This window comes from Aeromonas sp. 5HA1 (genome assembly GCF_029237245.1).
Classification (GTDB): Bacteria; Pseudomonadota; Gammaproteobacteria; order Enterobacterales; family Aeromonadaceae; genus Aeromonas; species Aeromonas salmonicida.
Genome location: NZ_JAACFW010000011.1, coordinates 1 through 20,590, shown reverse-complemented (window position 1 = coordinate 20,590; position 20,590 = coordinate 1). Strand labels below are relative to the sequence as shown.

Here is a 20,590-nt window from a genome sequence, read left to right as displayed (position 1 = left end):
CCGCAGGCAAGGCGCATGGCTTCAGGACCAGCGTTTGAAGATAAGGGAGGTGTTGATGCCGCCGAAGGCGAAGTTGTTGGACATCAGATAGTCCACCGCCAGCGCGCGACCATTGCCCACCACATGATCCAGCGGGGCACAGGCCGGATCCGGCTCGGTCAGATTGATGGTGGGGGCAAACCAGCCCTCCTGCATCATCTCCAGCGACAGCCAGGCCTCAACGGCACCGCAGGCCCCCAGGGTATGACCGAAGAAGCTCTTGAGCGACGAGATAGGCGTCTTGTCGCCAAAGATGGCGGCGGTGGCGTGGCTCTCGGCAATGTCGCCCCGCTCGGTGGCCGTGCCGTGGGCGCTGATGTAGCCGATGTCGGCCGGTAGCAGCCCTGCCTGGGCCAGCGCCATCTCCATGCAGAGCTGCATGGTCTCCTGCTGGGGCTGGGTCACATGGGCAGCGTCGCAGTTGGTGGCAAACCCCACCAGCTCGGCGATGATGGCGGCTCCACGCGCCTGCGCATGTTCCAGCTCCTCCAGCACCAGGGTGCCCGCCCCTTCGCCAATGACCAGTCCGTCCCGCTGCCGGTCGAACGGCCGTGGCGCAAGCTCGGGGTTGTCGTTCATCTGGCTGGTGGCAAACAGGGTGTCGAACACCACGGCCTCAGACGGGCAGAGCTCCTCCGCCCCGCCTGCCACCATCAGGGTCTGGTAGCCGTGCTTGATGGACTCGTAGGCATAGCCAATCCCCTGGCTGCCGGAGGTACAGGCGCTGGAGGTGGGGATCACCCGTCCGCGCAGGCCGAAGAAGAGGCCGGTATTGACCGCCGCCGTGTGCGGCATCATCTGCACATAGGTGGTGGCCGTGATGCTGGCGGTGCTCTTGTCGTTGAGCATGACCCCGAAGGCGCGGATGGGATCCGTGCTGCCAGTGGAGGAGCCATAGGCGATGCCGGTGCGACCGCCGGTCAGCACAGGGTGGTCGATAAGCCCAGCCCGCGCCAGCGCCAGCTCGGTAGCCACGGTCGCCAGCTGGGAGACTCGCCCCATGGCCCGGGTCTTCTTGCGTGGATAGTGGGCAGGCAGCACAAAGTCGGTAATGGGCGCCGCCAGCCGGGTGTTGAGCCCCTCGTAGATGGCCCATTCCGGCATGGTCACCACAGCGTTGCGTCCCGCCTGCAACTTTGCCCGCACACTTGGCCAGTCCTGGCCAAACGCCGTCACCCCGGCCATGCCGGTTACTACTACCCGCTTCATACCATACCGCCATTAACAGAAATGATCTGGCGAGCCACAGAGACAGCACCAGTTGGAATCGACATCAGGCAGGAGAGCCATTGCATCAGCGTCATACCATGCCCCCGTTGATGGAGATGACCTGCCGGGTCACATAGGCAGCGATATCCGACATCAGGTAGGAGACCAGCCCCGCCACCTCGTCGGCCTGCCCCATCCGCTTGAGCGGGATCAGCTTCATCGCCTCCTCTTTCACCTCGGCATCGACCATGCCGGTATCGATGAGCCCGGGTGCCACGCAGTTCACCGTGATCTTGCGCTTGGCCAGCTCCAGCGCCAGCGCCTTGGTTGCCCCCATGATGCCGGCTTTGGCGGCACTGTAGTTGACCTGGCCACGGTTGCCCATCAGGCCGGAAACCGAGGAGATGGTCACTATGCGGCCGCCCCGGCGCAGGCCAATCATCGGCATGATGCAGGGCTTGAGCAGGTTGTAGAGGCCATCCAGATTGGTGTGCAACACTCCGTCCCAATCCTCGTCCGTGAGGGCGGGGAAGGCGGCGTCACGTATGATGCCGGCGTTGCAGACCACGCCGTAATAAGCGCCATGCTCGGCCATGTCGGCTTCCAGCCGCTCGCGGCAGCCCTGACGATCGGCGATGTCGAACTGGATCAGGCGCCCCTGTCCCCCTGCGGCTTGCAGGCTCGCCAGGGTGGCCTCGGCACCTGCGCGGTCGCCGTGGTAGTGCACGACGACGAAAAAACCGTCGGCAGCCAGCTTGAGGGCGATGGCGCGGCCTATCCCCTTGCTGGCGCCCGTGACCAATACGGTAGAGATCATGAAGCTTCCTTACGCTGACAAATCGGACAATTCACCGGGTGCGGGCTGATAGGTCGAGAGGCGCGCAGTGGCACACTCCAGCCCATCTTGCAGGATCCGGCAATCGAAACTGGCCATGCCGCCGTCTTGCAACAGGCAGCTGGCCTCTATGGTGAGCAGGGCTCCCGCCGCAAAGCGGGCGGGCGGGCAGCGGTACTTGCGAGTGCCGAGCAGCATGCCGATGCGCACCGGCTCGCCGCGCAACCGCCCCTGCATGCCGGCCCAGGCGGCTATGGTCTGGGCCATCAGCTCTATGCCGACCCAGGCGGGCAAATTGCCCTCGCCATCGAGCAACAAGGCGTGTCGGGGGCCGACCCGTGTCTCGCAGCGCACCTGGCTCGCATCCACGGTGCAGATGTGGTCAAGCAGCAGCATGGGGGCCTGATGGGGCAACAGGGCCTCGATGGCGGGCAGCGGTATGCGCTCATTCATGAGGGTGATCTCCCGAACAACAGGCTGACATTGTTGCCACCGAAGGCAAAGGAGTTGGAGAGGACCAGGGGTGCCGCAAGCCGAGTGGCGCCACTCACCAGCCGGATGGGGGCCAGCGCCGGATCCGCCGTCGTCACCCACTGGGTAGGTAGCGGCAGGGCCCGCTCCAGCAGCAGGCAGGCGAGCGCAGCCTCGATGGCACCGGCAGCGCCAAGGGTATGGCCGGTGAGCGGCTTGGTGGAGCTGCAGGGTACCTTGTCCCCGAACAGGCGATGCACGGCCTGGCTCTCCATGGCGTCATTGAGGCGGGTGGCCGTGCCATGCAGGTTGATATAACCCACCTGGTCAGGCGCTATACCGGCCTGCGCCAGCGCCATCTGCATGGCCGCCTCGGCCCCCACGCCGTCCGGATGAGGGGCCGAGATATGCCAGGCATCGGACGACTCGCCCGCCCCCAGCAAAGCCAGCGACGCAGGCTGTCTGCTCAGCAAAAATAGCGCAGCCCCCTCGCCTATGTTGATGCCCTGCCGGCCGTTGTCGAATGGCTGGCAGAGGGTGCAACTGAGGGACTCCAGGCTGTCAAAACCGTTGATAGTCAACCCACACAGGCTGTCGGCGCCACCGACGATCACCGCATCCACCAGTCCGGACGCCAGCATCCGCTGACCGCTGATGAAGGCTCGGGCGCTGGAAGAGCAGGCGGTGGAGAGGGTGTAGGCAGGCCCAAAGATGTCGAGATAACGGGCCAGAAATTCGGACGGGGAGCCCAGCTCCTGCTGGCGATAGTCAAAGGCCGGGGGAATTGCCTCCCCCCGCCGGGCGGCGGCGATCGCCAGCTCGGCCTCGCCGATCCCGGCTGTGCTGGTGCCGAGCACCAGGCCTACCCGCGCAGGGCCAAACTCCGCCAACGCCTTGTCCAGGGGCGGGCGGATCTGCGCCAGCGCCGCCAGCAGCAGGCGGTTGTTACGCGAGGCATAAGGGGCCAACGCCGCCGGTATTTCCGGCAGAGCACCCTCGACCCGCCCCACCGGGGTCAGGCGACCATCCAGCAAGGTCTGGTTGTGGCGGGTGAGCGGCGTGCTCCCCTCTGCCTGCCAGGCCAGCAGGGCCTCGGCGCTGGCATCCCTGCCCTCCCCCAATGCCGAAATGAGCCCGTAGGCCGCGATATAACAACTCATTGGGACAGGGTCTCCAGCTGCAAACGGTAGTGAAATACATGCTGTTGCAGGCTGACCGGCTCCCGTACGCCGCCCTTGTCCTGGTACCCGATCTCGGTGACCAGAGCGCCATCGGGAGAGCGCAGCAGGCGCGTCAGCCCTTGGTCCCGCAGCGTCCAGCCCGGCGGCAGCTGCGGCTGCCAGCTGGCCAGTGGCCAGTAGCAGAGCATGACGTCCGCCAGCACCTGGGTCACGGGCGGCATGCCGGTGGCGAGCAGCGGGCTCAGCTGCTGAGTCGCTATGCCCTGCTGATCGTAACGCACCCGAAACAGCCGGATCCCGCTCGGGGTCAGGCCGACCAGGGTCAACTGGCGGCCATCTGCCTCCAGCACAGTCATCAGCTGATGGGCACTCTCACCCACAGTGGCCGTCAGCAACTGCTGGCGAGAGAAGGGGGTGGCAAGCACGGGGGCCGGCAGCGCCATGGCTGTCCCCTTGTCGAGATAGGCGGTGGGGGAAGGCTGGCTGCTGCAGCCCCCCAGCAAAAAGATGAGTAATACAAACAGTGATCTTATTGTCATGTTGGCTCCCGACTATTCTGCCCTGGCAACTGGGGCTCCCGCACCGCGCCATCCGGTTGCACGCGGTCCAGCACCAGAGGCGACAACAGGAAGGCAGTAAAGATACCGCCGCTCAACACCAGACCAAAGCCCGCTATGGCGGGGGTGTGACTCAGCGCCAGCAAGCCGAACGCCAGCTGGGTGGTGAGGTTCGCCAGCAGGATGGCGAGCAGGGTGGAACTCTGCCGCGCCAGCTGGTTGCCACAGTGGGCAAAGAAGAGACCGTAGTCGATGCCGATGCCGAAGATGAGGCTGAGTGCCAGCACACCAAACAGGGTGAGCGGCTGGCCGCAGGCGGCGAGCAGCGCCAGCCCCATGGCGAGCGCAATCAGGTTGACCAGCAGCACCCGGGACGCCCTGGCTGCCCCCATCCGCCGCCAGAGCAGCAGGGCCACCAGGCCGATGGCCAGCAGCAGCAGTTCGGCCAGCTTGATCCGGTAGTGGGCAAACAACTGGCTCCACTCGCTGCGCTGATCTTGCCAGTAGATACCCTGCTCGGCAGCTGCCAGCGCCGTCAGGGCGACCTCGTCCTGCACCCCGACCAGTGGCACCCAGATGGCGACGCGGCCATCCTCCAGCGAGTGCCACAGCAGACGGCTCCCCTCGCTGACCGGGCTGGCAAGCCAGTCTGCCGGGGTCAACCAGTCAGGCTGACGGTCGGGCCCTTGCCCCCCTGCTGGTATTGGCACCCCGGCCTCTTGCAGTCGGGTCACCACCCGGGGCAACAGGGCTCGAATGGCGGCCGCATCCTGCTGCTGGCGCGCCAGCGAGGGCAGCCAGCGGCTGAGGGAGACAAAGTCCCGCAATGCACCGCTATTTTTAAGCTCGGTCAGCTGATCATCCAGTCGCTCCAGCCGTTGCAGTGCCTGCTCGCCGTCCGCCCCCGTCACCAGCAAGCCCTGCATGCCCCCCTGCTGACCGGTCAGGGCCTTGATCTGGTTCTCCTGCGCCTGCAGTTCCACCGGCAAGGGTTGCAGCCGGCGTATGTCGTCATCCACCTGCAGTTGGCTGATGCCAAGGGTGGCCAGCAGCAGGCAGAGCAGCGGCAGGCCGATGCGCACCAGGCGACGCTGCTGCCAGGCTCTGAGCCAGGCCATCAGCAGTGGCTGACTGCGCAAGGGTCGGGTCGGCAGGGGGCCCGACCAGCGCGGGAACAGGCAGAGCACAGTGATGAAGGCGCTGAACAGGCCCGCCAGTGCGCACACCGCCAGCTGCTGCAGCCCGGGGAAGGGGGCAAACCAGAGCAGGCCATAGCCGATCAGGGTGGTCAACACCGCCAGTGAGAGGCTCGGCAGCAGCCGTAGTCGGGTCTGATGCGGCGTCTCGTCGCCGCCGTGCAGCCGTCGTTCGCACAGGAAATGGATGGCGTAGTCGATGGCGATGCCGATGAGGCTGCTGCTGATCACCTGGGTGAAGAGATGGATCTCGCCAAACAGGATGAGCACAGTGCCCAGCCCCCACATCAGCCCCACGCAGATGGGCAGCAGGGAGAGCAGCAGCGCCCGGGTCGAGCGAAATACGCCCCAGATAAGCAACATGACTCCGATCATGGAGCCAAGCCCTATGGTGGAAATGTCCTGCTGGGCCAGGTTGCTGGCGTGCTGGCTGTAGAAAAGGGTGCCCCGGCGCAGCAGCTCGGCACCGGGATAGGCTTCGGCCAGCCGGAGCTCGGCGTTGTCGAGCACCCTCAGCAACCCCTTATTGCGCTGGATATCGAAGGCGGAGAGATCCAGCTCGGCCCGCACCATGAACCAGTCGCGACCCGCCTTGTCCCGGCTGACCAGCCAGCCCTCCTTGAGCTGCATGGGGCCGCGGGCCTCTGCCAGCACTCCGGCCCGGGTCAGCAACAGCGGATCACTCTGCCACTCGGTGCGGGAAACGCCGCCAAAGGGCGAGTAGATTTGGCCAAGCACCCACTGGCTCCAGCCCTCGGCGCCAGCCGCCAGCCGGGCCCGGCCCGCTTCATCCAGCCGCTGCCAGGCGAGCCTGTGCAGATAGCCCTGCCAGGCGGGGGCCAGTTCGGGCTGATAGCCCTTGATATGGGAGAAGGCCGCTATCTGGTCGAGCTCTTTTACCCACAGCTCGGCCGCCGCCTGCCCGTTCTGTCCGGCAGGCAGGCTCAGCATCCAGACCAGCTGGCGATCGAGCTGTTGCAGCAAGCCCTGCTGCAACGCCGGATCCAGATCGCTGCGGGATTCGTGGGGCAACAGATCCATCAGGCTGGTGTTGATGCGGCTGTGGGGCAGCTGCCAGACCAGCACGGCCACCAGCAGCAGACAGAGGCCGATCCAGATAGTACCAAGCCGGCGCCAGGTGGTTTCAGATTGCAGCAAGGTCGATTCTCCCGGCCAAACCACGGGCAGTGGCAGAGCACGATGCGGGGCTAGTGGGCAGCAAAGCGGGCCTGCTCCTCGTGGGTCAGTGGCAGGCCTCGCTCCTGCCAGGCGCTGAAACGGATGCGGGTGCTGTCACCCTGCTTGTCGGCAATGACCAGCTCATCCAGCTGACCTTGCCCGCTCAGGGTGAGGCTGGCGAACACCTTGTCCAGCGGCGTCAGGGTCGGCACCAGCAGCAGCTGCCAGCCCGCCTCCGTGCTCTGAAAATCGATCTTGAAGTAGCGACTCAGGGTCGCCTCGTCCGAGCCGAACAGCGCCAGCAGCATCTGGCTGAATTCAAGCAACTGGGGACTGTCGATGACGGTGGCGGGCTGACCCGCCATCTGCTGCACCATGCGTTGTGGCGTCAGGGTCAGAGTCAGGGCAAAGGGCTTCTGCTGCTGCCACCAGAGACCCAGGTCGCGCACCAGCAGTAGCTCGCCGGAGGCTTTGAGTGGCTGGCTCAGCCCCGCCACCTGTTTCTCCTGCTCGAAATGGGCCTGTCTGACCGGACTCAGGGTCAGCAACTGCTGTACCTGATCACGGCTCAGTGGAGCCGCCTGCAGCGGCAACGCCAGCAGCAGGGCCAGTCCGACCATCAGCCGGTTCAGAAGAGGGTTCACTGGCTCACTCCCAGCTTGTCCAGCAGCACCTGGGGCGAGGCCAGGCACATCTCGCCGCTAGCCTTGCTCACCGCCACCTGGATGCTGTAGCCCTTGCTGGTGCGGGTGCCGCTCGCGGCATCGCTCAGCAGGTAGTCGATCTTCAACCGGTTCTGGTACTCGGTCAGGGTGGCGCGCACCCGCACCCGCTGTCCGAAGCGCAGCGGTGCCAGGTACTTCATCCGGGTATCTATGATGGGCCAGAGGTAGCCGGAGGCCTCCATCTGCGGGTAGTTGTAATCGATAAGGTCGAGCAGGGCGCAGCGGGCCAGCTCTATGTAGCGAAAGTAGTGACCGTGCCAGGCGACCGCCATCATGTCCACGTCGTGAAACGGTATGGTCACTTCCACTTCGGCGCTGATCTGCCAGGGTTCATTCTGCATGGGTTGTCTCATCAATAGTGACCTTGTTTCAGTCCTGGCTCGGCCCATAAAGGGGGTAGTGACGCAGGCGAATGCGGGCAATCAGCGCCCTGAGCTCCTGCTCCAGCGCCCTGTCTTCCAGCAGAGGCGCAAACTCGGCCCGCACCTGCTGCACCATATGGGCCAGGGCCGGGCTGAGCGGCCGGGTGAAGGGCGTGGGCTGGGCCAGGCGCAGCTCGACCCCCTGCACCGCCGCCAGCAGGCAGGCGGCTCCGACCTGCTCGGTCAGGGTCAGCACCCGCAGGGCATCCCGTGCAGCTATGGTGCCCATGCTCACCTTGTCCTGGTTGTGGCACTCGGTGGAGCGGGAAAAGACGCTGGCGGGCATGGTCTGCTTGAGCGCCTCCGCGGTCCAGGCCGAGACGCCGATCTGCACCGCCTTGAAACCGTGGTTGATCATCTGCCGCCCGGCCGGCGCCCCCGAGAGGTTGCTCGGCAGGCCGCCGTTGAACTTGGTGTCCACCAGTTGGGCCAGCTGGCGATCCAGCAAGTCCGCCAGATTGGCGATGGCCGTCTTCATGCTGTCCATGGCCATGGCGATGTGGCCGCCGTAGAAGTGGCCACCGTGCATCACGTGCTCCCCCTCCCCGTCGATCAGCGGGTTGTCGTTGGCGCTGTTGAGCTCGTTTTCGATGAGCTGGCGCCACCAGGGCAGGCTGTCGGCCACCACACCTATGACGTGGGGGGCGCAGCGCAATGAGTATCTGTCCTGCAGCCGGTCGCTGTGCCGCGGCAGCTCGCCGGCCACCAGATCCGACCTCAGCCAGGCCGCTATCCCCTGCATGCCGGGGTGGGGCTTGGCGGCAAACAGCCGCTCGTCGAAGTGGAAGGCGTTGCCCCCCATGGCGACGCTCACCAGCGCAGTGATCCGGGTCGCCAGTTGCATCAGGTAGTCGGCACGGGCGTAGGCGAGACAGGCCAGCGCCGTCATCACGGAAGTGCCGTTCATCAGCGCCAGTCCCTCCTTGGGTCTCAGGGTCAGGGGGGTGATCCCCAGCTCCCGATAAACCTCGGCGGCGGGACGCAGCGCGCCATCGTGATGGAGTTCGCGCTCCCCCACCAGCACGGCGGCGACATAGGATAGTGGCGTCAGATCGCCGCTGGCACCGACGGAGCCCTCTTCCGGTATGCGCGGTATGAGATCCTGCTCCAGCAGCCAGCAGAGCCGCTCAAGCAAACCCGGGCTGACGCCGGAGACCCCCTGCGCCAGGGAGCAGAGCCGGGTCGCCAGCACGGCGCGACCGGCATCGAGCTCGAGATCCGCCCCCAGCCCGCAGCCGTGGAAGCGGGTCAGGTGCAGCGGCAGCTCGGGCACCAGCTCGGCGGGCACCGGCCGGGTCACCGAATCCCCGTAACCTGTGGTCACCCCGTAGATGACCCCCTCCTCGGCCAGCAATCTATCGAGAAAATCAGCCCCCCGCTGGATGCGGGCCATAAAGGCGGGATCCCGGTTCAATGCCGGGCGGGCACGGCGCTCTGCCAGCGCCACCACATCTTCAATGGTCAACGGCTCGGCGCCGAAGGTGACGCACTTCATCTCACTCTTGTTCATCGGTCAGCTGCCAGAAATCAAAAAAGTTGAACCAGTCCAGCGGGGCGCGCAGGCAGTGATGCTGCAGGCGATCGGCATAGGCCTGCACCCGGGACGCGAGTATCTGTTGTCGCCCCTGGCGCGGCAGGCTGAGGCTGTCGGCAAAGGGCTCGAAATGCACTCGAAAGCGCCCCTGCTCCTTGATGCCGAACATCAGGTAAACCGGGCAACCCAGCACGCTGGCCAGGGCAAAGGGACCGAGGGGAAAGGGGGCCGGCGCGCCGAGAAAGTCGGCCCAGACCACCCGCTTCTCCCGGGTCACAGAGGTGCGATCGCCGACGATCACCACCCATTCCCCCTGATCCAGCTTCTCTTTGAGCAGGATGGCGGTATCGGCCCCCATCTCCTGCACCTGAATGAGGTTGAGCCGTGAATCTGGGTTGATCTGCTTGAGCAGGGCGTTGAAACGGGCAGCGTGACGGGTGAAGACCAGCGCATTGATGCGCACCTCCCCCTTGCGACTGCCAAGGGCCCGGCACAGCTCGAGGTCACCGAGGTGAGAGCCCAGCAGCAGCAAGCCCTTGCCGCTGTTGATGGCAGCCTCGTAGTGCTCCCTCCCCACCAGCTCGACCTGATCCTCGGCTATGTCGCCGCGCCAGCCGGCCAGCTTGTCGAGCGCCGCCTCGCCAAAGCGCAGGAAGTGGCGAAAGCTCGATCTCGGCTCAGGGGGGAGCCGTATGCCCTGAGTGCGGGAGAAGGCCTCAAGCCGGGCCAGATATGCTTGAGATGCCTGACGCTGGGCGCGGCCGGTCAGCCAGAAGTAGCCGATAACGGGGTAGAGCAACAGGGAGAAGCCCCGCCGCCCAAGCAGGCGATAGCTGGCCAGCATGATCTGCATGCCGAGCAATGAGCCGCGCTCCGGGGTGCGCGACCAGTGGGTCCGGCGCTCGCGCCACAGCCGGGTCGCCCATGACCAGAGGCGGCGGGGCCCGCTCGCCAGACGCAGCAGCAGATCCCACAACAGGCGGCACACCAGTCGGGTGTGCATCCAGGAGATGTCGCGGTTGTCGCGCCAGAGCTGGAAATGGGAGCTGCCATCGGCGGGGTAGATGACCCGGGTCGGCACGAAGCGCACCGCCACCCCGGCCCAGTACAGGCGCACCATCACCTCGGTGTCAAAATCCATTCGCCTGCCGAGCGTCACCCGTTCGAGCAGCGCGCAGCTGGCCGCCAGCGGATAGACCCGAAAGCCGCACATGCTGTCCTTGATGGCAAACGACAGCGTCTCGATCCAGACCCAGACATGGGTGATATAGCGGCCATAGAGGCGCCCTTTGGGCACGGAATCGTCATAGACAGGGCGTCCCGAGATAAGCGCCTCGGGATCCCGGTGCGCCTCGGCCAGCAGGGCCGGAATATCAGCCAGATCGTGCTGGCCATCGGCATCCACCTGCAGGGCGTGGCTGAAACCGAGGCCATGGGCGTGGCGCAGCCCCGTCATCACGGCGCCGCCCTTGCCCTGGTTGTGCGAATGGCGCAGCAGGGTGACCCAGGGGTGGCGGGCGGCCAGCCCATCCAGCGCGGCGGCGGCAACGGGTTCGCTGCCATCGTCGATCAGCAGGCAGGGCAGCTTATATTCTGCCAGCCGATCCAGTACGGCGGCCAGCGGGCCGGCATGGTTGTAACAGGGGATCAGGATGCAGGGCGTCATGGGATGAAGCGCACCCGTCCGCTGCTCGCCAGCTCATCCCCCAGCGTATAGCTGAAAACGAGCTGATCCTTTTTTGGCTGCCACTGCAAGCTCAGACAGCACTCGGCCCCCGGCCGCAGCGGGCGCTGGAACTTGAGCTGATCCAGCCCGTGAAACGGCAGCTCCAGGTTGAGCAGACTGGCGGCATAGTGCATGACCCAGTGGATCTGGGTGACCCCTGGCAGCAGGGGCGCGCCGGGAAAGTGGCCCGCAAACCAGGGCAGCTCAGGATCGAGCCGCAGGTGCAGGCGCACGCCATCGGCCAGCGTCTCGCAGCCCAGCACTGTCGGCAGCGAGTTCATCGGCAGCGTGTCAGCAGAGAGGCTCATTGAACAGCTCCTTGAGTTGTGGCCAGGGGCGTTTTCCCTGGGCATTGACGGGCATGCTCTCGACCCGGCGCAGGCTGCGCGGCAGGGCGACCGGTTCGAGCCAGGGGCGCAGTTGCTGGCGCAGGGCCAACAGGAAGCGGCCCTGACCCAGTTCAGCCCAGCGGGCGGCCCCCAATTCGCTCAGCACCAGCACGGCGCCGAGGATCTGGCGCTGGCCCTGATGCAGAGGCAGCACTGCGGCCAACTCCACTTCCGGCAGGGCTTGCAGGCGCGCCTCCACCTCGTCGAGGGAGATGCGCTTCTCCTCCAGCTTGATCACCCTGTCCTGACGCCCCAGCAGCTCGAATCCGGCCCCCTTCATCAGGATGCGATCGGCGCAGGCCAGCCAGCCGTCCTCTGCCAGGAAGGGGGAGCGCAGCAGCAAGCCCTGATCCGGGCCGACCCGCACCTCAACCCCGGGCAGCGTCGTCCAGGGGGTCTGCGCCTGATTGCGCTGGCGCCAGCCGATGCCGCCGGTCTCGCTACTGCCGAAAATTTCCACCGGCAGCTGGCCGAGCAGGGCCCGGGCCTGATGGGCATCCCCGGGTTGCAGGGGACCGCCGGAGGAGACGATAAGGCGGCAGCCCGCGGCGGGAATGGCCGGATCGAGCCGGCTGAGAAAAGCGGGGGAAGCGATCAGCACCCAGGGGGCGGTTTGCACCGCCAGCTGCTCCGGATAATCGATGCTGCGGCGATCGAACGGACGACCGAGGGCCAGAGGCAGCAGGATGCGAAACAGCAGGCCGTAGATGTGCTGGTGACTGACGCTGGCCAGCACCCGGGTGTCGGCCAGGGCCTGGCCCCAGAGCGCCATCTGCACTCTCAGCTCGGCCTCCAGCTGGGGCCAGGCTTTGGGGATCGCCTTGGGCTCGCCGGTGGAGCCCGAGCTGAACAGGGTCAGGTCGAGATGTTCGGGAGCCAGGTCGGCGCGCTCTGCATCCCGCTCGTCATGGCAATCGGCAAGGGGCAACCGCAACTGGGGCACATCAAGCTCATCGACTGGCAACTCGCCATCGGTGAGCAGGCCGTCAAACTGATCCCGCAGCGCCAGCAGCCCGGCCACCCGTTGATGGCCCGGCAAGATGGCTTGATGACCGCCGAGGGCGCAGGCGAGCAACGCTTGCGCAAACAGCAGGCTGTCATCGAAACAGAGCGCCCAGCGCGCGCGCGGCTGCCCGGGGCGAGCATGGCGGGCCATGGCCCGGGCAAGTTGCAGGCTGCCAAGGCGCAGCTCGGCCAGAGTCACCTCGCCGCCTTGACCGAACGCTACCAGCTGGTCGTCGTCCCGCTGCCAGAGCGTTTGCAGCAGGGTCATGGGGCCAGCCTCTTCATCAGTCGCCGGCGTACCAGATACTCTCCCGCCATCAAAGCGCCCATCAATCCATAGCTGATGAGGCCGTTGTAGAGGCTCCAGAGCGCCAGATCGCCGTACCAGATGGTGAAGGCCGCCAGGGCGCCATTGACCACGAAGAAGCCGCACCAGATCTGGGTCACCCGCCGGGTGTAGCCGATGGCGACATCCGGCAGGCGGGGATCCTGCAAGCGGGCCAGCCGCTCCACCAGACTCATGGGGCGGGTCAGGCTCCAGCCAAACAGGCAGAGCAGCGCCAGGCTCACTGCCAGCGGGTAATAGAGCAACCAGTGGCGGGCAGAGAACAGCGCCGACAGCAGGGTCAGCCCCAGACCGATGCAGGCCAGCAGGCGACCCAGCCAGAGCCACTCAGGCAGGGGACCAAACCGGACCCGCCCCTTGAGCAGACCCGGCAGCAGCCGCAAGGAGAAGATGACCAGCAGACCCACCAGCAGCGGAGTCTGGCTGGTGTGAGTCAGCCCCCAGTACACCGCCAGCGGGTAGAGCAGGAGGGCACCACCGGCCAGCCAGGAGAGCCAGCGCGTCATGATCTGGCACGCATCCGCATCAGGCGCCGGCGAGCAGACGCTCGACCGCATCCACAACGTCATTGACGCTGCGCACCGACTTGAACTCTTCCGGCTTTATCTTCTTGCCGGTCAGCTTTTGCAGGTGCACCACCAGATCGATGGCATCTATGCTGTCGAGCTCGAGATCCTGATAGAGGCGTGCCTCGGGAGTGATGGCCTCTTCATCGACTTCGAACAGATCGACGAGGGCGGTTTTGATCTGGGCAAAGATGTCGTCACGGGTCATGGCTCAGGCCTCCCCTTTCGACTGGGCCTGCACCAGGGCAACCAGGGCTGCGACTGAGGCAAAGTGACGACGGGTATTCTCATCCTCGGCGGAGAGCACTATGCCGTAGCGGCCCTTGATGGCAAGGCCCAGCTCCAGCGCATCGATAGAGTCCAGTCCCAGGCCATCACCGAACAGCGGGGCCTGGCTGTCTATATCTTCAGGGGTCAGTCCCTCGAGGTTGAGACTGTCGATGATGAGTTGTTTGATCTCTAGGTGCAGGTCTTGCATAACTGTTCCATACGCTGTCATTGGGGCCCTGTTTGCAGGGTCCGGGTGAGAAAACGGGTCAACTGGCGCGCGGCCAGAGCGCTGCTCTGTCCGGTGGCGACCACCTCGTCTGGCGCCACTTGCGGCAGGAATTCTATGGTGAAGGTCGGCTTATTTTCCGGGATCTTGAACCATTTGTCCTGCTTGGTGAGAAATCGGGTGTTGCAGTGGATCCGCACCGGTTGCAGGGGCACCTGGCTGCGCACCGCCAACTGGGCAGCGCCCCGTTGCAACTTGATGGGCTCCCCCGGTGTGGTGCGGGTGCCCTCAGGGAAGATCAGCAACAGACCGCCGGCCTGGATCCGCGCCATGCACAGGGGCAGGAGGCGCTGCGCCTCTACGTTGGGAATATAATCTGCCGCCCTGACCACGCCGCCCACAAAGGGGTTGCGCCAGAGTGATTGCTTGACGATACAGTCACACACCGGCATCTCGGCGGCCAGCATGACGTAATCGAGCAGGCTGGGGTGATTGGCCACTACCAGGGCGCCGCGCAAGTCGGCGGGCATGCCGCTCACCCGATAATCCAGCACACCCCAGCCGCGCAGCACACCGAGAAACAGCCGAAAGCTGTGACGTATGGTCAGCTGGGCCAGGGTACGCCGTCGCTCCCCGCGCAGGCAGAGCGCCAGCAACGGAAACCAGAACAGGGTGAGCAGCAGACCGCCCACCCCGAACAGGGCGAAGCCAAGGGCCGTGCCAAGCAGGCGCCAGCACAGGTTCAGCGCCGCTGCCATGTCCACTCCTGCCGGCCATTGTAAAGGGTCAGTGCCGATTCATCCCGCAGCAGGGTCCGCCAGAAGGCCAGCGACTGAGGTAAAGTCGAAGTTGCCCCGGCCTCCGGACTCACGCCACTCGCAGCTTGGCAGCACCACTGCTCACCGGCCTGCAATATCAGCCCCAGTGCATGGGGTGGCGCCTCGTCGGGCAGCCAGGGGTGATGAAAATCCGGCACAGGCCCCTCGAACGCCACCAACAGCACCTGTTGGGCACCGGCGTGCAAGGCCGCGACCGCCTCGGTGAACCCCGCCATCAATCCGCCCTCCCCCGCCGCCAGCGACGTCATGGGGATGGCGGCCTTGCCCTGGATGGAACAGAGGCCGGCGGCCGTATTGTGGACTGACATGGAAAAATCCGTGGGTGAGAGCGCCTGTCTGGCCGCCAGCGCCTGCAACAGGGTCACGGAACGAGCCAGCTCGCCGTGTCGACTGACGAAGATGGCGTAATCGACGGGATGGCGGGCCAGCAGGCTCAAGCCGACCTGCACCGCCAAGCGGGAACCCTGGCTCAGGCGACGCGCCATCATCATGGGCAGCAAAGGGGTCGCGGGGAACGGGGGGTCGGCGGGCCATTGACCCCACTGCGCCCACTCCTGCCAGTCGCGTTCGTCGACCAGACCCGGTGACAGTGCCTGACTAGCTTGCAGCGAAAAAGAGAGCATATTTCAGGCAACCTGTCCTTAACATTTGGCGTGAGCGCGAAGACGGTAAAAAGCACTCACCCGCTGGGCAGTGCCTGCTCCATGGAAATTAACAATTGGAGTCATCACATTAATGCTGCACGAATAATACCATTATTCGTCAAAAATAATAGCTGGCGCAGATTATCTATTGGCATAGTGATTGAAAATAAATGATTTGTGTTGTCTCATTGCCATGCCCTCAATATTGAATATCGTCGCAAGGAATATTATGAAAGTTATTAACAAGGTATCCCTGTTGCTGGCCTGCGCCCTGCTGGCTGCCTGCTCTACCAGCCAGCCCATTCGCAATATGGCCGCCAACCCGGTTGCCTTTACTCTGACTGAAGATCAGGTAGCCAGTGCCATTATCACGGCGGGGATCGGTAAAAGCTGGGTAATGAAAAAAGAGAAGCCGGGACTTATTCGCGGCCAAGTCAATGTGCGCCAACATCAGGCAGTGATCGATATTCCATATAGCGCTCACGACTATTCCATTAATTATGTGAGCAGCGTCAATCTGGATGATAAAGGCAAGGGCAACATTCATCGCAGTTATAACCGCTGGATCCTGGGCCTGAATCAGGCCATCCAGACCGAACTCGCCCGCGCAAACAGCCGCTGATCCGGCAGGAGCCATCCAGTGAACCACTATCAGGCAGACCCCTATAACGCGCTGGAGGCCATCAGTGCGGCCCAGAAGATCGCCTTCGGGCCCATGTTGTTCCAGGCCAGCTGGTGTCTGCGTGAAACCGGGGTGCTCGCCTTTCTCGAGACCCATGGCCAGCAGGGTGCGCCGCTGGCACAGATAGCCCAGGCGTGCGAGCTGAGTGAATATGCCGTCAGCGTTCTGCTGGACATGGGGCTCGGCGGCGGACTCTGCTACCTGGCCGGCGAGCACTATGTGCTGGGCCGGGTCGGCAAATATCTGCAGCACGATGCCATGAGCCGGGTCAATCTCGACTTCACCCAGCATGTCTGCTATCAGCCCCTCGCCCACCTGCTCGATGCCATCCGTCAGGGCACACCGGCCGGCTTGCAGGAATTCGGCCCCTGGCAGACCCTCTACCCGCACTTGAGCGAACTGCCGGAGCCTGCCCGCAGCAGCTGGTTTGCGTTTGATCACTTCTACTCCGACTGGGCCTTCCAGCAGGCCCAGGACAAGGTATTCAGCTATGAGCCGCGCCACCTCTACGATCTCGGCGGCAACACCGGCAAGTGGGCCATCGCTTGTGCCAAGCGGGATCCCGCCCTACGCGTCACCATTCTGGACTTGCCCGAGCAGCTGGCACTGGCTCGCCGCAACATCGAGGAGGCGGGACTGACGGAGCGGGTACAGGGTCACCCGGTGGATCTGCTGCAAGCGGGCACCCTGCCCGGCGAGGCGGACATCTGGTGGATGAGCCAGTTCCTCGACTGCTTCAGTCACGAGCAGATCGTCGCCATCCTGAACCAGATCCGACTGGCCATGAAACCGCACGCCCGAGTCTGCATCCTGGAGCTGTTCTGGGACCGCCAATCCTTCGAAGCCGCCAGTTTCAGTCTCAACGCCACCTCCCTCTACTTCACCTGTCTGGCCAACGGCAACAGCCGCTTCTACCACTCCAAGGAGCTGTACCAGTGCCTGCGCGAGGCCCACTTCCACGTGGAAGCCGAGCACGAGATCCCGGGCCCGGGCCACACCCTGCTGGTTGCCCGCCCGTTGCACACGAGGCCATAATGCCGCCATCGGCATAACGATGATGAAACGAGAAGGAGCACGGCATGAGGCGTGACTGCATGGCCCTGATGGCCCTCGGCCTGGTTCTGGGCAGCCTGCTCGGCGGCTGCGCCGACATCAAGGAGGCGGGCAGAACCGTGGGGCACACCACCCGCAATGTGACCCGCGAGATTGGCCACACCACCCGGGACGTGACCCGCGAGATAGGTCACGGCACCCGGGACACCGTCAAGAAGGTCGGTGATGAGCTGAGCAAATAGAAACAGGGGCCGCGGCCCCTGTTTTCATCAGCGTCATGGGTGAACTCAGTTGCTCCACATGGCCATCAGCTGGGACTCCATGGCCTCTTCCTGCTCATCCGGCAGCTCGGCGAAGAAATCGAGCCCGGTCTGCTGCTCCACCTCATCCACCGTCACTATGTAATCCGCCAGCCGGCTGGCCGACACGTTCTCCTGCGGCAGGATGAAGGCGATCGCCTCCTGGTTGGCCACATCCATCACCACCCGGTAGTAGGCGTGGGGCACGGTCACACCGTTGCCGATGGAGGCATCGGAGTTGGTGAAGATGGGGCCGGTGATCACATAGACATCCTGATAGGCGATGGCCCACTGCCGGGTCTTCTCCTCCAGGATGCGCCAGGCCCCCTGGTTGAGCGCCGGCAGCTGCGGGGTCATGTTGGTCAGCAGGAAGCTCTGCTTCATGGTGGTGGCGGTGGAGCGCATGTCCGCCGCGGGCGCCTGGTGGCCACGGTCATAACCGGAGCCCTTGTAGTCGGCCAAAGTGGCGCGGAACTGCACCGGCACCTCCCTGTCTTCGGCGAAGGCATCCTTGCGCGGCACCTGACCCTGGGCGCTGGCCGCCGTCATACGGTAAGAGACCCAGTCTGCGACCTTGGTGTCATAGTTGTATCCGGCGGCATAACCGTCCCGGCACAACAGCTGACTGGATTGACTCGGGACCCCGAGTTTGACGTGATCCTTGCACTGGAAGCCTGCTGCCAGGGCAGGGCAGGGAAGGTGGTGAGAGTGAATCCGATAGCCAGAACTAATTTATTGATATTATTCATTATTATGCCACTCCTTGTATTGGGCGGAGTGATTTGACACCAGGTCGGACGAGTTAGGCAATCGAACAGATTGTGAGCGTGTTGAAATTGTGAAGAGGGCTGCAAATCGGTGAAATCCCCGCCGCCAGCTGGGGGATTGTCATCCCCTTGTCATTATGCTGAATACGGTACTTTAGCTGTGTTATCAGAGGGATAGAGCCATGAAAAGGCGGGGCCTCTGCCCCGCCTGGATTCAGACTCACGACCCGGTCAGCTCTTGACCTGAGGCTTGGGTGTATCGGGTTGGGAGGGCGGCAGGATCGGCAGCACTATCCGGGGCTGCTCGCCGGTCAGGCTCTTGAGGTAGGCGGTCATGTCGTCGGCCTCCTGCTCGCTCAACGCCTGGCCCAGCTGGATGTCCGCCATTATCTGCACCGCCTCCTTCAGATCCCAGACTGAACCATCGTGGAAATAGGGGTAGGTCAGCTCTATGTTGCGCAGGGTCGGCACCTTGAACCAGCCGATGAACTGCTTCTCGCCCGTCACGCCGCCACGGCCCTGGGCCGGGTTGTCGGTCTTGAACGGCTTGACCAGCCCCATCTTCTGATAGGAGTTGCCACCGATGGCCACCCCGTTGTGGCAGGCGGTGCAGCCCTTCTCCTTGAACAGCTGATAGCCCTTCAACTGCTGCGCCGTCAGCGCCTTGCCGTCTCCCTTCAACCAGCGATCGAACGGCGCGTTGGGGGTGACCAGGGTCTCTTCGAAGGCGGCGATGGCGTCTGTCACCTCATCAATGCCAAAGTTCGCCTTGCCGTAGACGGCGCTGAAACGGCTGCGATATTCGGGCAGGGTATGCAGGGTATCCACCGCCAGCTTGTGGGTGAAGGCCATCTCCAGCGGATTTTCGATGGGGCCTGCCGCCTGCGCCTTCAGATCCTTGGCGCGGCCATCCCAGAACTGCACGAAGTTGAGGCTGGAGTTGAGCACTGTGGGGGAGTTGATCGGTCCCTCTTTCCACTTGTGACCGAGGGAGCTGACCTGATTGTCCACGCCGCCGGTCGCCAGGTTATGGCAGGAGTTGCAGGAGATGGCGCCGGATTTGGAGAGCCTCGGCTCGAAGAACAACATCTTGCCCAGCTCGACTTTCTCTGGCGATCCCACCTTGGCTGCCTCGACAGGTTGGATCGGTTCGACTGCCCACCCCATCCCCGGCAAGCCCAACGCCAGCAACAAATAATATTTATTCATTTTTCTCTCTCCCTTGTGGCTGTGCATAACAGCAACCTCAGCCTGACCGGGAACGCTTGTGTATTATTTGCTCAAGATCAAGCGAGACCAACAAAACCACAATAAAAACAATGAATTATTATATTTCAGACGGACTGGTGGCGGGGACTTGCGAGGCAAAAAAGAGCTGAATTTCGATGATTGAATTATGAACAAATTCATCCACAACAACAGCCGATTAATTAGATTGCTGTCATTGAATAAAGCGATTATTCAATATGCAGTGGCAGCCACCTGTTAATTAGATCCATTTTATATGCATCATAAATATGATCTGTCATACGGCTGTTAATAATAAAAATGCTGTCTAACATTCTGTATCCCGCATTTTAGATAATGCCATCCACTGTTCCTTCACTTATTAAGGAAGCGGATGGCTGTGCTTTTCAATCACGATAAGGATGTATGATGAGAAAGTCTCTGTTGGCCTGCTCTCTGTTGCTCTGCCCCGCCGTCTTCGCTGCCACCCCGCACTGGGAGTACAGCGGTGAGGCAGGGCCGGCACAATGGGCCAAACTGACGCCGGAATTTGGCCAGTGTGCAGGCAGCAACCAGTCGCCGATAGACCTCGACGGTCTGGTAGACGCCAAGCTGGCTCCACTGCAGTTCCACTATCTGGCGGGCGGTAAAACCCTGGTCAACAATGGCCATACAGTACAAGTCGGCTATGCCCCGGGCAGTACCTTGATGCTCGATGGCATGCGCTTCGAGCTCAAGCAGTTCCACTTCCATGCTCCCAGTGAAAACCTCATCAAGGGCAAATCCTATCCGTTGGAGGGGCACCTGGTGCACACCAATGCCAAGGGCGAGATCGCCGTGCTGGCCCTGATGTTCGAAGCGGGCAAGGCCAATCCGGCGCTGACCCGGGCCTGGGATCAGTTGCCAGCGAAAACGGGCGAGATCCACGCCCTCAAGGCGCCACTTTCGGCCGAGCTGCTGCTGCCAGCCAATCGCGACTACTACCGCTTCAGCGGTTCGCTGACCACTCCACCCTGCTCGGAAGGGGTGCGCTGGCTGGTGATGAAGCAGCCGGTGCAGGTGAGCCAAGCCCAGATCGATGCCTTCAAGGCGGTGATGCACCACCCCAACAACAGGCCCGTGCAGCCGCTGCATGGTCGGCTGGTATTGCAATAATCCACCGGGCGATCACAGCGCCGAAATAGAAAAGAGGGCCAAAAGGCC

Annotated in this window: 22 protein-coding genes and 1 pseudogene; 4 read left to right on the top strand and 19 right to left on the bottom strand. The window is 63.7% G+C overall.

Going from position 1 to position 20,590, the window contains the following annotated elements:
* Positions 1 to 21 precede the first annotated feature (21 nt).
* From GWQ27_RS11540 to GWQ27_RS11460, 17 genes are all read right to left on the bottom strand, one after another.
* Positions 22 to 1,248: a beta-ketoacyl-ACP synthase gene (locus GWQ27_RS11540; protein WP_275907420.1), complete on the bottom strand. Its 1,227-nt coding sequence runs from the start codon at positions 1,246 to 1,248 to the stop codon at positions 22 to 24.
* A gap of 91 nt (positions 1,249 to 1,339) precedes the next feature.
* Complete coding sequence (locus GWQ27_RS11535; RefSeq protein WP_169047528.1) at positions 1,340 to 2,065, bottom strand: 3-ketoacyl-ACP reductase FabG2; 726 nt, start codon at positions 2,063 to 2,065, stop codon at positions 1,340 to 1,342.
* A 9-nt stretch (positions 2,066 to 2,074) separates the two neighbouring features.
* On the bottom strand, positions 2,075 to 2,536 hold the full coding sequence (locus GWQ27_RS11530) for a hotdog family protein (RefSeq protein WP_275907419.1): 462 nt from the start codon (positions 2,534 to 2,536) through the stop codon (positions 2,075 to 2,077).
* Positions 2,533 to 3,714 carry a beta-ketoacyl-[acyl-carrier-protein] synthase family protein gene (locus tag GWQ27_RS11525; protein WP_275907418.1) on the bottom strand — a complete coding sequence of 394 codons (1,182 nt, stop codon included), beginning with the start codon at positions 3,712 to 3,714 and terminating at the stop codon, positions 2,533 to 2,535. Before GWQ27_RS11525 ends, GWQ27_RS11530 begins: the two co-directional genes overlap by 4 nt.
* On the bottom strand, positions 3,711 to 4,268 hold the full coding sequence (locus tag GWQ27_RS11520) for a DUF3261 domain-containing protein (protein WP_345893544.1): 558 nt from the start codon (positions 4,266 to 4,268) through the stop codon (positions 3,711 to 3,713). Before GWQ27_RS11520 ends, GWQ27_RS11525 begins: the two co-directional genes overlap by 4 nt.
* 2 nt (positions 4,269 to 4,270) lie before the next feature.
* Complete coding sequence (locus GWQ27_RS11515; RefSeq protein ID WP_275907416.1) at positions 4,271 to 6,646, bottom strand: MMPL family transporter; 2,376 nt, start codon at positions 6,644 to 6,646, stop codon at positions 4,271 to 4,273.
* Positions 6,647 to 6,696: 50 nt separating this feature from the next.
* Entirely contained in the window at positions 6,697 to 7,287 is a 591-nt protein-coding gene (locus GWQ27_RS11510; RefSeq protein WP_275907468.1) for an outer membrane lipoprotein carrier protein LolA, read from the bottom strand.
* A gap of 20 nt (positions 7,288 to 7,307) precedes the next feature.
* Positions 7,308 to 7,733: a thioesterase family protein gene (locus GWQ27_RS11505; RefSeq protein ID WP_096118707.1), complete on the bottom strand. Its 426-nt coding sequence runs from the start codon at positions 7,731 to 7,733 to the stop codon at positions 7,308 to 7,310.
* A gap of 28 nt (positions 7,734 to 7,761) precedes the next feature.
* Complete coding sequence (locus tag GWQ27_RS11500) at positions 7,762 to 9,324, bottom strand: aromatic amino acid ammonia-lyase (RefSeq protein ID WP_275907415.1); 1,563 nt, start codon at positions 9,322 to 9,324, stop codon at positions 7,762 to 7,764.
* Positions 9,311 to 11,014 (bottom strand): glycosyltransferase family 2 protein, encoded by a 1,704-nt coding sequence (locus tag GWQ27_RS11495; protein ID WP_275907414.1) that lies wholly within the window; start codon positions 11,012 to 11,014, stop codon positions 9,311 to 9,313. The genes GWQ27_RS11500 and GWQ27_RS11495 overlap by 14 nt, the downstream gene beginning before the upstream one ends.
* The gene (locus tag GWQ27_RS11490; RefSeq protein WP_275907413.1) at positions 11,011 to 11,382 is read right to left on the bottom strand and encodes a hydroxymyristoyl-ACP dehydratase; all 372 of its coding nucleotides are present in this window, start codon (positions 11,380 to 11,382) and stop codon (positions 11,011 to 11,013) included. Before GWQ27_RS11490 ends, GWQ27_RS11495 begins: the two co-directional genes overlap by 4 nt.
* Positions 11,366 to 12,736 (bottom strand): AMP-binding protein, encoded by a 1,371-nt coding sequence (locus GWQ27_RS11485; protein ID WP_275907412.1) that lies wholly within the window; start codon positions 12,734 to 12,736, stop codon positions 11,366 to 11,368. The genes GWQ27_RS11490 and GWQ27_RS11485 overlap by 17 nt, the downstream gene beginning before the upstream one ends.
* Complete coding sequence (locus GWQ27_RS11480; RefSeq protein WP_275907411.1) at positions 12,733 to 13,383, bottom strand: hypothetical protein; 651 nt, start codon at positions 13,381 to 13,383, stop codon at positions 12,733 to 12,735. Before GWQ27_RS11480 ends, GWQ27_RS11485 begins: the two co-directional genes overlap by 4 nt.
* Entirely contained in the window at positions 13,340 to 13,588 is a 249-nt protein-coding gene (locus GWQ27_RS11475; RefSeq protein ID WP_005317801.1) for an acyl carrier protein, read from the bottom strand. Before GWQ27_RS11475 ends, GWQ27_RS11480 begins: the two co-directional genes overlap by 44 nt.
* 3 nt (positions 13,589 to 13,591) lie before the next feature.
* Entirely contained in the window at positions 13,592 to 13,858 is a 267-nt protein-coding gene (locus GWQ27_RS11470; RefSeq protein ID WP_005317803.1) for a phosphopantetheine-binding protein, read from the bottom strand.
* 17 nt (positions 13,859 to 13,875) lie between these two features.
* Complete coding sequence (locus tag GWQ27_RS11465; protein ID WP_275907410.1) at positions 13,876 to 14,634, bottom strand: lysophospholipid acyltransferase family protein; 759 nt, start codon at positions 14,632 to 14,634, stop codon at positions 13,876 to 13,878.
* Complete coding sequence (locus tag GWQ27_RS11460; RefSeq protein ID WP_219597720.1) at positions 14,619 to 15,338, bottom strand: beta-ketoacyl synthase chain length factor; 720 nt, start codon at positions 15,336 to 15,338, stop codon at positions 14,619 to 14,621. The genes GWQ27_RS11465 and GWQ27_RS11460 overlap by 16 nt, the downstream gene beginning before the upstream one ends.
* Before the next feature lie 181 nt (positions 15,339 to 15,519).
* Here GWQ27_RS11460 and GWQ27_RS11455 point away from each other — a divergent pair, with 181 nt between their 5' ends.
* The 3 genes from GWQ27_RS11455 to GWQ27_RS11445 are packed head-to-tail and all read left to right on the top strand — an operon-like array spanning position 15,520 to position 17,336.
* Positions 15,520 to 15,981 carry a hypothetical protein gene (locus GWQ27_RS11455; protein ID WP_275907409.1) on the top strand — a complete coding sequence of 154 codons (462 nt, stop codon included), beginning with the start codon at positions 15,520 to 15,522 and terminating at the stop codon, positions 15,979 to 15,981.
* Positions 15,982 to 15,999: 18 nt separating this feature from the next.
* Positions 16,000 to 17,076, top strand: a complete 1,077-nt coding sequence (locus tag GWQ27_RS11450) for a class I SAM-dependent methyltransferase (RefSeq protein ID WP_275907408.1) — start codon at positions 16,000 to 16,002, stop codon at positions 17,074 to 17,076.
* Between the two features lie 44 nt (positions 17,077 to 17,120).
* Positions 17,121 to 17,336 carry a hypothetical protein gene (locus GWQ27_RS11445; RefSeq protein WP_005297921.1) on the top strand — a complete coding sequence of 72 codons (216 nt, stop codon included), beginning with the start codon at positions 17,121 to 17,123 and terminating at the stop codon, positions 17,334 to 17,336.
* A 45-nt stretch (positions 17,337 to 17,381) separates the two neighbouring features.
* Here GWQ27_RS11445 and GWQ27_RS11440 read toward each other — a convergent pair.
* A pseudogene (locus GWQ27_RS11440) lies at positions 17,382 to 18,142 on the bottom strand (DNA/RNA non-specific endonuclease).
* 249 nt (positions 18,143 to 18,391) lie between these two features.
* Entirely contained in the window at positions 18,392 to 19,369 is a 978-nt protein-coding gene (locus tag GWQ27_RS11435; protein ID WP_275907407.1) for a cytochrome-c peroxidase, read from the bottom strand.
* A gap of 447 nt (positions 19,370 to 19,816) precedes the next feature.
* Between GWQ27_RS11435 and GWQ27_RS11430 the strand changes: the two genes are divergently transcribed.
* Entirely contained in the window at positions 19,817 to 20,542 is a 726-nt protein-coding gene (locus GWQ27_RS11430; protein WP_275907406.1) for a carbonic anhydrase family protein, read from the top strand.
* The last annotated feature ends 48 nt before the right edge of the window (positions 20,543 to 20,590 follow it).